This window comes from Gelidibacter sp. (assembly GCF_053579655.1).
In genome coordinates this window covers 68,780-84,029 of sequence record NZ_JBMDWE010000019.1, presented here as the reverse complement: position 1 = coordinate 84,029, position 15,250 = coordinate 68,780, and the positions used below count along the sequence as shown (strand labels likewise).

Sequence of the window (15,250 nt, the reverse complement as noted above, 5' to 3'; positions counted from 1 at the left end):
CTGCAGCTAATTTCGCAATGGCTTCCGCTTTAACAAGGGCATCGGCTTTGGCTTTCTCTTGAGCTGCTAATTTATCTATGGCTTCTTGGTCAGCTTTGGCTTTGGCTTCTGCAGCCAATTTCGCGCTGGCTTCCGCTTTGGCAAGGGCATCGGCTTTGGCTTTCTCTTGTGCTGCTAATTTATCTTTCGCTTCTTGGTCAGCTTTGGCTTTTGCTTCTGCAGCTAATTTCGCAATGGCTTCCGCTTTAACAAGGGCATCGGCTTTGGCTTTTTCTTGAACTGCTAATTTGTCTTTCGCTTCTTGGTCAGCTTTGGCTTTTGCTTCTGCAGCTAATTTCGCAAGGGCTTCCGCTTTAGCGATAGCATCGGCTTTGACTTTTGCATCGGCAGCTGATTTATCTTTGGCTTCCTGATCGGCTTTTGCTTTTGCATCTGCGGTTAACGTATTGTTTTCTTCAGCTTTTGCTCTGGCTAGTGCATTTGCCCTCTCCAAGGCCGGGAACTTTTCTTTGGCTTCTTGATCGGCCTTAGCTTTTGCTTCCTTAGCTAATTTGAGCTTTTCTTCTAATTTAGCTTTAGCGTCAGCTCTGGCTTTTTCTTGAACCGCCAATCTTTCTTTTGCGGCGGCCGCTCGTGCTTCAATTCGTGCTTTACTTTGAATAGCTAGCTCCTCTTGTGCTATTCTCGTTTTTTCATCCCTAACTTGGGCTGTCTCTCTATCTTTAGAAACTTTTTCTTTTGCTCTTTCTTTTATTTCTTCTCGTTTTGCTCCTGCTTCGGCCGCTAACTGTGCTCGCGTTGCGGCATCCATTTTTGGTTGGCTGGACGCTAAAACACGTTTAGTATCGGTAGAGAAAATAGAACCTATTTCGTCATCATCATGGTACTTATAATTGGCATTGCTTTTGAACTTATAAGCCAGCGTAATGTCATGGGAAGATCCAAAATTGGTCATATCGCCCATGGCTTTTTCGAAATTATATTCTATGGCAATTTGTTCGGTAAGATTGAGTCCCAAACCAGCAGATCCTCCGTAAAGTGAATTGAATCCTACTTGAGCCCAAATACCTTTTGGAGAGGTAATCATCGCAATACCTGAAATTGTGGTCATCTCTTTTCCGAATTCAGATCTTACCAATCCTGAAAATTTGGCATCGTTAAAAAAGCCTCGGCCATTCATATAGCCGGTATACATGACATGGGCTTGAATACTTTGGCGTGGATCACCCTGAATCAGCTCAGAAGACTGTACATTATATAGGACGAGATTATTTATGGAGACTCCAAAATCCAAAAATAGGGTACCATAGTTGATCCCTGGATTAGCCGTAAGAAGCAGGTGCGACGGAATATTATTTAATGAAGGATCAGCAAAATTAGTGATCACTTTCCCGGTATTGAGGCCGCTTTTATAAACGCCTAAATTGATACCAAAAGTTAAATTGTTATCGCGCGTTAATTGAGCATTATAAGCAAAGTTTAAAATCCCACCAAAAGTGGTCAGCACGCCATAATCCTGTTGGAACAAACCAAGTCCCGCGCCTATGTTTTCGGCAAACCTGCCGGAATATCCTAATAAATACGTTTGAGGGGCATCATCAAATTGAACCCATTCCCTTTTATTGAAAGCACTAATATATTTATTTTGCTCGCGCACAAAACTAAAGGTGGGATTGACAATATATCTGTTAAAAGTTAAAGAGGTTCTGACAGGAAGAGCGAGCGAGACAATCCCATCGTCTTCTTGCGCATAAAACAGTTGTACTGAACAAAAACAGATTAATGTCAACACCACTGTTTTTAATTGACGATTTCGCATATTTTTCCTAATGGACACCTGATACCTTCCTGAGAGACCTTCTTTTATCTGCGTGATATATAGGAAAAATTGCTTCATGGTTATTTAACTACGGTGATGGATCCTTTTTTAGTTTGACCTTCTTGGGTTGTGATGATATAATAAAACACTTGGTTGATACTGCTTAATTCCAGTTGGTTCTGAGGCCAATTGTTCATATACGCCGTAGTTTGGAACACCACCCTACCTTGATTGTTCATAATGAGGACTTCGGTTTGGGTGCCGTTCACATATTTTGTTGGAATGACCCAAGTGTCATTGATGCCATCCCCGTTCGGACTAATGAAATTGGGGATTTTGTCGACCTGTGGGAAAGGCTCGATGGTTTTACTAATAGAAAAAGTAAATTCTTCAGAAACCTTACAGCCTAATGTTTGGGAAACAATCACCTTATAGGCGCCAAAAGCAGCGGCCTCAAATGTTGCAGCCGTAGCTCCCGAAATAATAGTACCATTCAGGGACCATTCAAATTTCGGATTTTTCGCAGTGGTTGTAACCGTTGCAGTTAAGGATTCTCCCGAGTCCATCGTATTTTGTTCACTGACGTTGATGGAACTTTCAAAACCTTCGCTTGTCAAATTTATAGAACCTGAGGCTGAACAACTTCCCAAATCCACCTTTACCGAATAAGTGCCAGAGGCATTGGTTTGATACAATTGATTGGTTGCGCCAGCTATGGCAGTTCCGTTTTTGAACCATTGGTAACTTGCCCCAGCCATGGTACTTAAAGTAGTCATTCCGTTTTCTGAACAAAACGGATTTCCTAAGCTCGAAACCACGGTGGCATCCGTGTCTCCAGTGGCGACTTCACTAATTTCAACGCGGTTTGAATATGAATTTGAGGTACAGGTTCCATAATTGGTTTTAACAAAATATTTGCCAGGTTGTTTTACAGATAATGTAGCGCCATCTCCTACGAATACAGTAGTTGTAGGACTGGTTTCTCTATACCATTTATAGGTAAGTGATGGATAATTTAATGGGGAGTCATTTGTTCCCGTGCCCGGATTGTCAATAGTCAGTAAATAACTGCCACCCGTACAAAAAGCGCCTTTAGAAACTAAATTATTGATGGTAAATGGGCTGTCCTGAAGTTTGTAATAGGCTGCAAAAGCAGCAGAACTTGAGCTCGTTGCGGCTGGCGCTGTACTTTTGACTCTCAGTCTGTAGCCTTCTCCCGCTGTGGTTTTTGGCACTGGAAAAGTTAAAGTCGCTGGCGATTTGGTTACAGCTCCCGGCTGTGAGGTAAAAACAACGGTGGCATTTGAAAAATTCCCCGTGGCATCCGACATTTCAATCCGAAACTGGTTGGTCGCCATAAGTTCAGCTTCTGGAGTAAATACAAATGTGACATTATAAGTGTTAAAGGTTTCACTCGCACAAGCGCGGGTAAATCCTAAATTAGGTGTACCAATAACTATCTGGGCGCTTGTTTGTCCGGATATCAAAAGAACAAAAACGCCAAGTACAAAAAATAATCTAGTTAGAGTAGTAGTTTTATGCATTCACAGTTGATTAATTATTCTCCATTTTAGGGAACTTCATACTCTTTGCAGAAAGAATGCCTTTTAAAGTTCAAAACCACTGTTTTATTTACCAGGAAAACCTTCCAGAACTCTGGCAAGTATTACATTGGAAACTGTGTTAAAGATTTTGGGCATCACTTCGTGCAAGTTTAAGTTTTATGGTTTAGTCTTCAATCTCAATAGCATTTGAGGCTATGATCTTATTGATGCGCAGCCTAAAATCTGGTCGTCTTGAACTGTTTTTTACATCAATAAAAGTCTCGGCATCCGAACCTTTTGAATAGACATTAAAAAATGATCTGTTGCCATACCAATTTTCTAAATCGGCGTTATTGGAATCGTGTTCTGTAAAAATGTTTCCTTTGCAATTATTGAAATACATATCACTGAATTTCATAAGGTCCAGGTTCTGAGCATTGATTTGAACATTTTTATCGATAATAACTGCCGGATTAAAGCCTGAGATCACACTTTTACTAATATCTAAAGCAGCATTCTCAGCGATATATAAAGCTTCTCTTACCAATCCTACTTTAATATCAGAGTCTAAGTTTTCGCTGACATTAATTAAGGTCAAGTTTTCTGCCTTTACAGAAGTGCTTTTCTTACTAAAATCCACTTCTTCTTTTTTATCATAGGACGCCACATACATACAACGCGACCCATTGGATCCAGATACATAAGGGGATCTAATGGCTAAAGAGTTTCTAATGTTACACTGGGTACCAAAATTGAATTCGTAGTCGTTGCTCTTGGATCTAAAGGATACCACTTTTTCTAAATTGACCACACCACCAATAATGTTAAAGGAATTGCCATCAGAATAGCTTACCATAACATTTTCAATTAGGGTTTTGCTTCCAACACCCGCAAGAGTTAAAGAATTAAAATAGCCAAAGTCTTTGGTACGCTTTCCGGCAAATTCAATTCTCACATATTTTAGAACACCAGAATTGCTTTGTGGATTTGATCCGCCATAACTGATATTATTAAAAGAAGAAGGTTGTAATCCGTAATTTACTGAAGATGCATTGCCGAATTTATTGATAGGCGCATCCCCAAGAATAAAAATGCCGCCCCAGTCGCCTTCTTTCTTTACACTTCTGTTGGATGTAAAAATGATGGGATCGGTTTCCTCGCCTTCTGCCATAATTTTAGAACCTTTTGAAATGATCAGCGTTCCATTGGTTTTAAAGTCACCAATAATAACGGTACCGGGTTCAATCGTCAGGGTTGTACTGTCGGTTACAAAAACATTACCCAATAAGAGGTAAGTATCTCTCTTAGTTAATTTAGTGTCTTGAGTTATATTACCGCTTAATATTTGGGTTGGCTCACCATGTTCAATATGGTTAGGCTTAAATTCGGTCCAATTATTTAACCAGTTATTCTTCCCAATTATCCCCTTTTCTTGTTGTGCAAAACTACTGCCAACAACCAAAAGTAATAAACATAAGGTTTGAGTAAGATTTTTCATAAGTCGTATAATTAGTAATAAATTTAGATTTCCTTAACTATTTGATTCAAACGTAGGGATAAACCCTATGAAATACAAATAAAGTCGATGAAATACATTAATTATTTTTTCTTGTAAGCGCTTTCTTTCAAATTAAAATTAAATCAGCTGAAATGAACTAGCATAGTGTTCAACGACTCCTTTGCTAAAAACTCGGTATCCGCAGATACCAATAAAAAATCCCAGATATTACTCTGGGATTTTAAGGCCGATTTAACAAAATAAAAATAATTCGATTTTTTAATGGAACCCATTTAATATTTATTGAATTCACTATAGGTATGAAGAGACTTCAAGGTTTCCTCATAAAATAAAATGGCAGAAATTAAGTTGGATTTGTCAGAATATGGCAATACCTTATCTTGAAATGACATGGTGCTTTCAAAATAAGTGTTGACGGCTTTAACGTTTTCTTCTAATGCTTTCCTGTTGTCTTTGGTATCGGGAATTCCCAAAGAGGTCATTGTAACTCCTGGTTTGGTAGCAAAAGCAATATTAGGTAAGATTTTAACTATAACTTCTATGCGTTCATTATAAAGGGTCAAAAGATTTCCTTTTGGAAGGGTTTCCAATTCAGAGCGGTCGTGATACTTGGATATAGATACTTTTCCAGTGATAATACTTTGAGGGTCCTTTTGTGCAAAACCAAAGCTCGTAATCAGCAAAAAAGCCATACTAAGTATAGTAAGTTTAGTTTTCATAATTGATATTTAGGGGTTTACTATGGCAAATTTATGTAATTAAACGAAAAAAACAAGCGTTTTATCGATTAATTGTAATTTTTTTAGATAAAAATGATACAATTCATTGAAATATAGTTTAATCATTATAAAAAAATGATTACGCATAAGGATTTTACCCTCACTTTTTAGCCTGAAATTATCAATTTAATATAATCATGTCCTCCAGTGTAAGGGATGCTTTACTCTATTATTTGGCTTACTTTTGCAGACGTTTATGGATTCACTGACACAAATTATATTAGGAGCCGCGGTGGGCGAAGCGGTTTTAGGAAAAAAAATCGGCAATAAGGCCATGTTATATGGTGCCATTGCGGGAACCATTCCCGATTTAGACATCTTTTCTTCCTATTTTACCGATACCGTATCGGCTTTAGAAATTCATCGCGGCATTACACATTCCATACTATTTTCTGTGCTTTTTGCTCCTGTTTGCGCCTGGTTAGTGACGCGCTATGAAACCTACAAGGATATTAAGCCATGGTCTTGGTTGTTTTTTCTAGGTTTTATAACCCATTCATTATTGGATGCACACACCAGTTGGGGCACAGAAATATTATGGCCAATCAAAATACAATTCGCTTTTAAAACTATTTTTGTCATCGACCCTCTGTACACCTTTCCATTTCTGGTGTTTTTAATTTTGGCGATGTTCCAAAAAAAAACGTCGCGAAAAAGACGGCTGTACAATAATATAGGCTTGATGGTTAGCACAAGCTATTTAGCATTGACATTTCTTTTAAAATGGACAGCGTTTACAAAATTTGAATCTGCCTTAAAAGAGCAACACATTATCTATAAGCAAATAGAAACGAGACCATCTCCTATGAATACCATTCTTTGGAGTGCGAATATTGAAACCGAAAATGCTTATTTATTAGGCAATTATTCCTTTTTTGACACCCAACCCATCACTTTCGAAGCCTACCCTAAAAATCATGAGCTCTTGGGAAATCTTGCAGAAAATGAAAAAGTACAGCGTATGATCACTATTTCTGAAGGCTGGTATACAATTATGAAGATGGACGATCAACTCCTTTATAATGATCTCCGATTTGGTTTATTAAGTATGGAAAAAGGCGCACAAAATTTTGTGTTTCAATATGAAATTATTACTGATGCTGATGGAACGGTCCAATTTATAGAACAGAAAAAAGACAAACGCGATGGTAAAAAAATGATGGTTGACTTATGGACTCGCATTAAAGGCAATTAAGGAGGTTTCGGCAGATCGATCGATGTGACAGTTTAATCTTAAAAATATAAATCAAGCCTAAATTTCGTGTGTTTAAAATCGTTTTAAAATGGAAGTTGATCATTAATGACTTCAGAACAACCACAAAAAACACACGCTAATTAAACCCTTTAAATCAATAGATTATAACTAAAAATCCTCTCTGGATTTTATTTCATATCTGTATTTTTTGTATTTTAGATACGAATTTTTTTGAGATATGAAAAAGATGGTCCTCTCAATTGTGCTAGTGCTCATTATTTTGATTGTGGGTGCCGCCTCCTATGTAAAATTTGTACTACCACAAATTCCGCTTTTATCTGATATTAAGGTTGATGTTACCCCTGAAAGGATCAAACGAGGAGAATATTTGACAAATCATGTGACCTTATGTATGGATTGTCATTCCACAAGGGATTGGAGCAAATTTTCCGGTCCTTTGACTCCGGGAACCTTAGGCAGAGGCGGAGAATATTTTGATGAAAAAGTAGACATGCCAGGACATTTCTATTCCAAAAACATTACACCATTCTCCTTGGAAAACTGGACGGATGCTGAGATTTTCAGAGCAATCACAAGTGGCGAAAACAAAGATGGCATAGCACTCTTCCCCTTGATGCCCTATTTATATTATGGCACAATGGACAAGGAAGATATATATGATATCATTGCGTATATCCGAAGTCTACCGTCAATAGACAGTCAAATTCCTAAACGCTCACTAAATTTTCCCATGAATTTCATAGTGAATACCTTTCCAAAAAAAGCTCAACTCTCCATCAAACCCTCCAAAAGTGACACCATCCGCTATGGCGCCTATTTAACAAACGCTTCAGCCTGTATCGAATGCCACACCCAGGTAAAAAAAGGTCAAATTATTCCAGAGCTTGCATTTGCGGGTGGACGTGAATTTCTTGGACCAAATGGGATATCGATTTCCGCAAACATTACACCAGATACGAATACTGGCATCGGAAAATGGTCAGCAGCAAATTTTGTCCAACGCTTTAAAGCCTATCAAAATCTCGATAGTCTGCCTATCATGGACAAAAACGAGATAAATACCGTCATGCCTTGGTATATGTTTTCTGGGATGGAAGAGTCAGATTTGATCGCTATCTATAAATATCTACATACTTTAAAACCAATTGAACATAGCGTCAATCATTTCAAACCACTTGACGAAACAGCACAAGTCAAATAATTTACAGCATTAAGATTTGAAAGTGCACCTGATCAAAAGCCTTTGATCTAAACAATACCCATAAAAATTCTTTATCAAGACTGGAATAAACGAACCTTCACTAAAGAAAACTTTGAACCTTTCGGAGCCTTCCTTTCCATAACAAATCCAATTTCAATTTCTTAATACCCCTTATTATTATAAATTTACCATTCCTAATATTTTTATGATATGAAAATCCTCCACACGTCCGACTGGCATATTGGAAAACAACTTCACAAATTCGATTTAAACGAAGATCTGGACTTGTTTTTCGAATGGCTGATTGCTTATATTACCTCTGAAAACATTGACGTGTTATTAGTTTCGGGAGATATATTTGATCAAGCAAATCCGTCGCAAGCTGCTTATAAGCAGTATTATGATGTATTGAAACAGCTGATTAATTTGGATTGTAAAATCATTTTAACGGGAGGAAACCACGATTCTGCTTCAGTTTTAAATGCGCCTGCTGAACTATTGAAAGCCTTTAATATTAGTGTCATTGGCGGCGCAACCGACGACTTAACCGACATGTTTATAAGGATAGAAAAGAATAACGAAAAAATAGTGGTGGCCGCCATCCCCTTTTTAAAAGATCGGGATATCCGAAAATCCGTTGCTGGCGAATCTTATGCCACCAAAATCGAACAGATCAAATCTGGATTACAATCTTATTTCTCAGAAATCAACAGCCATTATAAGGAGCATCATTCCGACGGCGTTTTTATGGTAATGGGTCATTTATATGTGCAGGGCAGTGAACTTTCAGAAAGCGAGCGCGATATCCAAATCGGAAATCAAGCGGGTGTTGACGCACATATGTTTGAGGGCGTCCCACATTATGTCGCATTAGGACATATCCATAAACCACAAGTAATTTCCGTTGAACAAAACATCCATTATTGCGGCTCCCCTATTCCGTTGAGTTTTTCGGAGAAAGAGGACAGTAAACAAATCAACGTTATTACGGTGCAAAACAATCAGATTTCTCAAGTGGAGATCGTTCCCATTCCTAAACATCGAAACCTGATCACTTTTGAAGGGAATCTTCAGGAAGTGGAAGATAAAATAAAGGCCTATTCCGAAGGCACCACTTTGATGTCGTTGGCCGAAATAATCGTAAATGAAGCTGCTGAAAGTATAGAGAAACTTCAAAATTTTGAAGAACTTATCAATTCCAGCTCCAATCCACATCTTAAAATTGTTAAGTCTCGGCTTAATTTCAAAAGCAAAATCCGCGGTGCCAGCGATGCATTCGCCGTAGGAACTGATGTCGCCGACGTTACGCCGATGCAAATGTTTGAAAAGAAACTCGAACTGCAAAGTGGCTTGGAAAACACTGAAGAACTCAAGAATGCCTTTCGCGAAATATTAGAAGAATTAAACCTATAGTTTATGAAAATTTTAAAAATCAGATTTGAAAACATTCATTCTCTAAAAGGTCAGCATGAAGTAGATTTCGGAAATGGACCGTTGGCCGAAGCAGGCTTATTTGCCATTACAGGCCCCACAGGTTCAGGGAAATCCACCTTACTCGACGTGATCACTTTGGCGCTTTACAATCGTATTGCCAGAGTCGACAAACCGGTTAGCAATTCCATGTTGGATGACGATGGCGGCGTGATGACCCGCAATATGAAGCATTGTTTTGCTGAAGTGGAATATCGTGTGAATGGCAAAGACTACCGTTCACATTGGTCCATAGAACGCAATAGAAACAATAATTTAAACGCCCGCAAACAAGAATTGGTGGAAGTGTCCACAGGTCATATTCTTGAATCTGGCACTAAAACACCCGACAAAAATCTGGAGATTATCGGATTGAGCTATGATCAATTTGTAAAAGCCATGGTGTTATCGCAAGGCGAATTCAGCAAACTACTACAAGCCCCTCGTAATGAGCGCAATCAATTACTGGAAGACATTACTGGTGCTCGATCGTATAGAGACATTGGAAAAGCAGTATTTTTTCGCTATAAATCCATTCAAAAAGATATCGACTTAAAAGAAGCTGGACTTGAAAGCATCGAACTTTTGTCGCCCGAACTCATTGCCGAAAAGAAAGCGGAAATAAAATTATTGACCGAAACAAAACCGAAAATAGAAAAGGCCTATCAGACGGCTTCTGATAAAATAAAAACCCGGGAAGAATTACAGATTAAGGAAAAGGAATGGAAAACTCTAGACGATGAAAAATTAAGCTACACCAGCGATTTCAACGTTTTTGAGCCTTATAAAACAAAGCTGGATACCCACGAAAAACTTTCAAAATACGGCGTTCACTTGAGAGATTTTGATGCTGTAAACAAAGAAGTGGACAATCTTAAAGAACAACTAAAACAACTTCAAACATCCAAATCAGAAGCTGTAACTCATCAGAAAACCTATTTGGAGACCGTTTCAACATTGATTAAGGAGAATGTCGATATCACGTCGGCCAACTTAAAATTGGACGCTTTCCGAAGCAAGATTGTCGCGCTTGAATCTGAAGAAAAAAAGAAGAAGGACGAAGCGACTCTTCATCAAACGCAGCTTCAAAATTATGTGCGACATATAAACACCTTAGGCTATCAATTGCCGAAAGCTGAATACATCGAAACCTTTCAACCGCAATTTGAAGCCTTGCAAAAAACAGTTCAGGAAGCCATCAAAATTTCTGGAATAAATTCATTGGAGCAATTGGAGGCTACATTAGCCAGCAATCGTGAATTAAACGAAAAAGCGGGCGATTTTCTAATGAAAAAAGAAAATGCTTTAAAATTTAAAACAACACTCGAAAGTCATACCACAAACCTAAAATCGGCCGAAGAAAGTTTAAAGGCAGACCTTAAAAAGATAGCGGTTATGGAAACCGAATTGGTCGCCTTAAAAAAGGAAGTCCAAACTCTCGAAACGAATTTGGAGCAACAACGAAAGCACCAAAGCCTGGAGGATCAGCGACTGCTATTAACTCCGGAGCAGCCTTGTCCGCTCTGTGGCTCTTTGGATCATCCCTATGCGTTGAACGCACCTCATTTTGATGCCAAAGCCGAATTATTGAAAGAAAAAAAGGATGCGCTTGAAACCAAATCCAGCTTTGTCATCACTTTAGGCGAAAAAAACAAATTCCAAGAACGTGAAATAATCCGTCTGAAATCGGAGATTCAAACTACCACAACCGACGCTACTAACAACCACAAATTACTTACTGAGCTTGCAGCCCAACTCCAATGGAATCCAGAAGAAACTTTGGAGCTTCTTCAAAATCGACGCAGCGAATTAAACAAAAGCATTCAGCAAGTAGAACACTCTAAAAAAGCATTCCAAGCACATTCAGTTTTAAACGACGCCACGGAGGTTTTAGAACATTGGCAAGGGGCTTTAAAAATCTATGCCGCTAAAAAGAAAGAACGCATTGCGCTTTATGAACAAGATGACATCAATCAAAAATCAAATGAATTAGCGACTAAAATCAGTCATTCTATCGCTACAATTGCTTCCGTTGAAAAGCAAATTAAGGATAATGATTCAAGGTTAAAATCCAGTACAAATGATCTTGCGACAAAGAAGCAGGAACTCGATAATATTCTTTTAAAAGAAGACCTAGAACATCTTGAGCTACTAAGAAAATCGATTCTTTCTGAAGATGTGGCCAGCCGAATTCGCAAACAAGAAAGCGTCCTAAATGAAAGAAAAACACGGATTTCAGAAAAAGAAACCGCCCTTCATAAAATTTTAAAAGAACTGAAAGAGAAAGACGACGACAAGCTTTCCTTTGAAGTTTTGACATCCTTATTTGAAACCTCAAAAACGGAAAGGGAAACGCTTTTGGTCAATTTAGGCAAAATCACGCAACGTTTGGACGATGATACCAAAGCCCGTGAACGCCAACAAAAAGTGCTGGAAATATTGCATTTAATGAAAAAGGATTTGGCGCTTTGGAAAACCATGAATGATTTGGTAGGCGACGCCACGGGAAATAAATTTTCAAATTTCGTTCAGGATTTAACCTTGGAGCAGCTGATCGGTTTTGCCAACAAACGCTTATCAGAATTTAGCGATCGCTACTTGCTGGACATTCCTACCGCTGAGGAAGCCGAAAAAAGTGACACGCTCAAAATTTTTGACAGCTATATGGGAAATGCACGGCGCTCAGTAAAAACATTATCTGGCGGAGAAACGTTTTTGGTCAGCTTGGCGATGGCCTTTGCGCTATCTGACATTGCCTCTCGAAATGTAAAAATCGAATCCTTATTTATCGATGAAGGTTTTGGCACCTTAGACCCGGAAACCTTGGATCAAGCCATTACGATTCTTGAAAAAATGCAGAATGAAGGCGATAAATCCGTCGGTGTTATTTCTCATGTCAGCGCCCTTAAAGAACGGATTACGACCCAAATTAAACTCGAAAAAGGCAGTTTGGGCTATTCTACGCTCGATGTGGTGCGATAAATTCATTTGGAGATTAACAGCGTTGAGAAACAAAAAAAGGAAGTCCCATTGATTTCCTTTTTTTGGAAACTCATAACTGAGTTCCCAATGCGTTCATATTGCAAAAACTCTGGTATTTATTGCTTTTTTTGCTGCTCCAGAAACATCTCTTTTCTGTTGTCCCGATTAGGATCGTAGGTTTTGTACATCTCTCCCATTTGTGACAAATATTTTTCAGGATTAACCGCGCCACGGTGGCACATCACACAGTTTACCACGTGTACTTGCTTCGGTTTTGGTTCAGGAAAATGCGGTTGAAAATAAAGTGCATTAAGATCATTGGTCATTTTGACCATGCCTCTTGCTATTTCTTTTTCAATTTTCTCGTCACTGGCAAAATCCAGTTTTGTAGGATCAGTTTTACTCGGTACATGACAATGCGTACATTTTACACCAAGAGACAAGGCGTAGTTTTTCATCAAATAATCCAAACTATCCTTTGAAATATTTTGAGGAAGGACTTTGAGATTTTCCCAACGGGTTTGTGCAACATATCTTTCAGTAGTTGCACTGTCAGATTTAAAAGCATACAATCCCAACACCACTATCAAGATTCCAACAGTGGAAAAAAACGGGAATAGTTTTTTCTTTAATTCCATAAAGCCCTTGCTTCAAGTTAATTGCAACATTAAGGTATGAAAAAATAAGGTTAGATTAAATATAAATTAACAAGTTCTTCTTTCTAACTAACCTTCTCACCATGTTATCTTAGTCTTTATAGATTAAAAATGATTGTTGTCTGATTAAAGTTGTGTTGATGTACTAAGAGTAGTGATTAATAAAGGTCTTTCAATGTTTTTGATCCTCAAGCTCCTTAATTTCGAGGTTTTTTGAAAACTATTGCTAAAACATCATAACCCATTCTAATTATGAATTTCACAGCCCTTATTTTCAATTAATTACGTGTTTAGTCTTTGTTCTTGGTTCTATCAGCGAAGCGGCGGTTACTGAGCTTGTCGAAGTGTCTTAATTCTTTTCCGGACAATAGCTTTTTAAAATCTGAATTTTAAAAATATGTGAGCGGGATTGAAAGTTCTGAGTTGATTTTATAAAAAACTTTTAGAGTATAAGAATGCCATTTCTATCAAAATAAAACTCTCCAGTTCTGAATTTAGTTCTATTTCTTATTATATTTCATCAAAGCTTAACTCCTCATTACTATTAATTTATAAAAAAAATAACTCAACCTTTAACCGGATTATCGTATCTTTAAAAATACTGCTTTACTTTTTAATTTATGATCCAAAATTTGATCAAAAATCAAAACAGATGGACCTGATTAAAAAAAATTAAAAAGTCATTTTCTAAAACCTTTGTTATGCCTATTTACATGGATCGCCATGATGTTTCAGATGAAGTAACGGCTGAAATTGTGGCAAACTTACATCAACAAGATTTAAAAATACAGCATAATTTCAACTGTAAAGGACTAACGTATTGGTTTGATGACAAACGAAAAATCGCGTTTTGCTTAATTGAAGCACCTGATAAATCTGCGATTTCAGAAATGCATAATCATGCCCATGGTGCCGTTCCAAATAAGGTCATTGAAGTAGATACTTCGGTAGTAGAATCTTTTTTAGGACGTATAGAAGATCCGAAAAAAACAAAAAAAAAAGTATTAAATATCATTAACGATCCTGCTTTCAGGACCATTATGGTTGCAACAATAGAACAGACGATACTAAATGGTGTTGAAGGAAAACAAACAAAGGCAACCATCAACAATCAATACACTTCCATTATTCAAACTACAGGCAAACACAATGGAAGACTCGTCAGAAATAGTTGGGATCACCTTTTAGTTTCGTTTGATTCGGTCACAAATGCAGTGATATGTGCTTTGGATATTCAAAAAACATTCAAACAAGCTCTAAAACTCAAACACCATACACATTTAAAATTGCACATTGGTATAAGTGCTGGAGGTCCTGTCAGTGAAAAAGAGGGCATTTTTGAAGATACCATTCAATTGGCTAAACGTTTATGTGATGTTGTTCAAGGCGAAATCGTAATATCATCTGAGGTTAAAGATTTATATGAAAGTGAAAATCTAAATATTTCGATCAACAAAAAACATATTAACGTACTTGATTCAAACGACCAAAAATTCCTTAATTCCTTAATGAATTACACAGAAAAAGAATGGTCTAATCCTAATTTAAATGTCGAAAAATTCAGTCAACACTTAGGATATAGCAAGTCGCAAGTTTATCGAAAGATAACTTCAATAACTGGACAGCCCCAAAATCAATTTTTAAAGCAATATCGATTAAATCAAGCGTTAAAGTTATTACATAAAAAAAATAATAATATTTCTCAAGTCGCCTTTGAAACGGGATTTAATACGCCTGCCTATTTCTCAAAATGTTTTCAGGAAACCTATGGCATCCTGCCTTCACATTATTTGAAATCCTATTGCTGTTAATTTTCAAATCTGATTAGGACTCGAAATCATATGTATTCGTAAAATCACGATTTTGGATAAGCTTTATGTCTTATAAATGAGCTGAAAATCGCATTTATTGAACTAAATGTAGACTTTAATTTACCTAACTTTTTCTACTTTTAATAGGTAAGTCAAAGATTTGTGATTATAAACAGATCAACTTAACACCATGTTAACCGCCCCTTATTTTAAATGAATGTAGTTATGGCAGTAAAAACTGCATATTATTAAT

General features: G+C 37.4%; 10 protein-coding genes. 5 read left to right on the top strand and 5 right to left on the bottom strand.

Annotated features, from left to right (window positions below; translation table 11 throughout):
- From ACOH2D_RS11040 to ACOH2D_RS11025, 4 genes are all read right to left on the bottom strand, one after another.
- Positions 1-1,897, bottom strand: a 1,897-nt coding sequence (locus ACOH2D_RS11040; protein ID WP_449535255.1) for a PorP/SprF family type IX secretion system membrane protein, incomplete at its 3' end; no start/stop codon positions are given.
- Positions 1,898-1,899: 2 nt separating this feature from the next.
- Complete coding sequence (locus ACOH2D_RS11035; RefSeq protein ID WP_449535254.1) at positions 1,900-3,363, bottom strand: T9SS type B sorting domain-containing protein; 1,464 nt, start codon at positions 3,361-3,363, stop codon at positions 1,900-1,902.
- A 184-nt stretch (positions 3,364-3,547) separates the two neighbouring features.
- A complete protein-coding gene (locus ACOH2D_RS11030; RefSeq protein WP_449535253.1) occupies positions 3,548-4,861 on the bottom strand; it encodes a beta-helix domain-containing protein in 1,314 nt (437 codons plus the stop codon).
- 293 nt (positions 4,862-5,154) lie between these two features.
- Positions 5,155-5,601 carry a hypothetical protein gene (locus tag ACOH2D_RS11025; protein ID WP_348036491.1) on the bottom strand — a complete coding sequence of 149 codons (447 nt, stop codon included), beginning with the start codon at positions 5,599-5,601 and terminating at the stop codon, positions 5,155-5,157.
- A gap of 256 nt (positions 5,602-5,857) precedes the next feature.
- Here ACOH2D_RS11025 and ACOH2D_RS11020 point away from each other — a divergent pair, with 256 nt between their 5' ends.
- The 4 genes from ACOH2D_RS11020 (at position 5,858) to ACOH2D_RS11005 (ending at position 12,530) form a co-directional block, all read left to right on the top strand.
- On the top strand, positions 5,858-6,856 hold the full coding sequence (locus ACOH2D_RS11020) for a metal-dependent hydrolase (RefSeq protein WP_348036492.1): 999 nt from the start codon (positions 5,858-5,860) through the stop codon (positions 6,854-6,856).
- A 238-nt stretch (positions 6,857-7,094) separates the two neighbouring features.
- Positions 7,095-8,078: a c-type cytochrome gene (locus ACOH2D_RS11015; RefSeq protein WP_348036493.1), complete on the top strand. Its 984-nt coding sequence runs from the start codon at positions 7,095-7,097 to the stop codon at positions 8,076-8,078.
- Positions 8,079-8,288: 210 nt separating this feature from the next.
- A complete protein-coding gene (locus ACOH2D_RS11010) occupies positions 8,289-9,491 on the top strand; it encodes a metallophosphoesterase family protein (protein WP_449535252.1) in 1,203 nt (400 codons plus the stop codon).
- A 3-nt stretch (positions 9,492-9,494) separates the two neighbouring features.
- Positions 9,495-12,530 carry an AAA family ATPase gene (locus ACOH2D_RS11005; protein ID WP_449535251.1) on the top strand — a complete coding sequence of 1,012 codons (3,036 nt, stop codon included), beginning with the start codon at positions 9,495-9,497 and terminating at the stop codon, positions 12,528-12,530.
- Between the two features lie 116 nt (positions 12,531-12,646).
- Here ACOH2D_RS11005 and ACOH2D_RS11000 read toward each other — a convergent pair whose 3' ends face one another.
- Positions 12,647-13,168: a c-type cytochrome gene (locus tag ACOH2D_RS11000; RefSeq protein WP_348036496.1), complete on the bottom strand. Its 522-nt coding sequence runs from the start codon at positions 13,166-13,168 to the stop codon at positions 12,647-12,649.
- A 719-nt stretch (positions 13,169-13,887) separates the two neighbouring features.
- Between ACOH2D_RS11000 and ACOH2D_RS10995 the strand changes: the two genes are divergently transcribed.
- On the top strand, positions 13,888-14,997 hold the full coding sequence (locus ACOH2D_RS10995; RefSeq protein WP_449535250.1) for a nickel-binding protein: 1,110 nt from the start codon (positions 13,888-13,890) through the stop codon (positions 14,995-14,997).
- Positions 14,998-15,250: the final 253 nt, after the last annotated feature.

What these genes read in the sequence shown, in the direction of transcription:
- ACOH2D_RS11035 (WP_449535254.1), bottom strand. Translation starts at nt 3,363, where the DNA reads ATGCATAAAACTACTACTCTAACTAGATTATTTTTTGTACTTGGCGTT.
- ACOH2D_RS11030 (WP_449535253.1), bottom strand. Translation starts at nt 4,861, where the DNA reads ATGAAAAATCTTACTCAAACCTTATGTTTATTACTTTTGGTTGTTGGC.
- ACOH2D_RS11025 (WP_348036491.1), bottom strand. Translation starts at nt 5,601, where the DNA reads ATGAAAACTAAACTTACTATACTTAGTATGGCTTTTTTGCTGATTACG.
- ACOH2D_RS11020 (WP_348036492.1), top strand. Translation starts at nt 5,858, where the DNA reads ATGGATTCACTGACACAAATTATATTAGGAGCCGCGGTGGGCGAAGCG.
- ACOH2D_RS11015 (WP_348036493.1), top strand. Translation starts at nt 7,095, where the DNA reads ATGAAAAAGATGGTCCTCTCAATTGTGCTAGTGCTCATTATTTTGATT.
- ACOH2D_RS11010 (WP_449535252.1), top strand. Translation starts at nt 8,289, where the DNA reads ATGAAAATCCTCCACACGTCCGACTGGCATATTGGAAAACAACTTCAC.
- ACOH2D_RS11005 (WP_449535251.1), top strand. Translation starts at nt 9,495, where the DNA reads ATGAAAATTTTAAAAATCAGATTTGAAAACATTCATTCTCTAAAAGGT.
- ACOH2D_RS11000 (WP_348036496.1), bottom strand. Translation starts at nt 13,168, where the DNA reads ATGGAATTAAAGAAAAAACTATTCCCGTTTTTTTCCACTGTTGGAATC.
- ACOH2D_RS10995 (WP_449535250.1), top strand. Translation starts at nt 13,888, where the DNA reads ATGCCTATTTACATGGATCGCCATGATGTTTCAGATGAAGTAACGGCT.